Origin of the sequence: Kitasatospora sp. NPDC007106, assembly GCF_040634455.1 — a bacterium.
GTDB classification, from domain to species: Bacteria; Actinomycetota; Actinomycetes; order Streptomycetales; family Streptomycetaceae; genus Kitasatospora; species Kitasatospora arboriphila.
The window spans coordinates 1-1014 of the sequence record NZ_JBEYFP010001477.1 but is presented as its reverse complement, the minus strand read 5'-3'; the positions used below and the strand labels follow the sequence as shown (position 1 = coordinate 1014).

The 1014-nt window shown below is 67.9% G+C and carries 1 protein-coding gene; it reads right to left on the bottom strand.

Translation table 11 applies throughout. From position 1 onward, the window contains the following. The coding region (locus ABZ641_RS39410) for a hypothetical protein (protein ID WP_359989572.1) at positions 1-247 on the bottom strand (247 nt) is incomplete at its 3' end. Positions 248-1014 lie beyond the last annotated feature (767 nt).

Below are 1014 nucleotides of genomic sequence, written 5' to 3'. Positions count from 1 at the left end.
GGACTCCACCCGCACCGCCCTCGCCGACTGGCGCCTGACCACCGCAGTCGATCACGCCGGACATCCCCTCGCTCTGCAACTCCAGTGGTCGCCGGGACGGTTGCGGATCGGCGTCACCGATCCCGGTCCCACCCCGCCGCGGCTGGTCGAGCCGCACCGGCCGCAAACCCCGCACGCCGGACCGCGCCCGCGAGCCGACCGCCACCAGGCTGCCAGACTGCCAGGCATGGGCATGGGCATTGCTCACGGCCGCCGAACGGGTCGTCCAGGAAGCGCAGCAGCAGCTCGACGATGACGCACTGTCACCGCATCACGAAAGCTTGCAAGAGCCAGTCCCAACTGGCCACTACTGAAGTTGAATACGTAACGTCGGACAGTTGCTCCTGAGCGGGCCTGTGCCTGCGCGGCAGTCGTCGACCAGGTCTGGTCGGTTCCGTACCTGTAACAGGTATCGACCCACCCGACTTCGACGGCGCAGGGCCAGGCATTCGAGGGGCGCCGAAAACGCGAGCATCACTCCGATGCCAGACATATGATCGGGCCGGTCGTCGGGGCGGAAGCCGAGCCGGGCTGTCGGATTCAATTCGAAGGCACCGACGCTCGCGCCTGACGTTACGTCCGAGTCGAGGGGGAGACGGTTGGCCCTGCGGAAGAAAGGCACCCGCCTTATCACGGTCGATGGCATCGCCTACCGGTGGCGTGTGTCCGGCGGGGCCGGATGCTGCACAGGGTGCGCATCGGGGCGGTTCGAGTTCGTGGTTGAGCAGGCCGATCAGAAGGGCGCGGTATTGATGGCGACGACATCGGCCTTTCCCGTGGTTCCCTCCATCGTCGGGGCGGGAGTTCGCGCCGCGCTCGATCACGGGTGGCAGCCGATGCGAAAGGGATCAGCTTTCCGACTGACCGGGCTGGTGTAGGCCACAGGGTGACGACGGGCGGGGCGAGCCGGTCGACCACCGGCCGCCGCTCGCGTGGAGCACCAAGTTCCACCTCGGGCCGCCTCGGCAAGGTCGG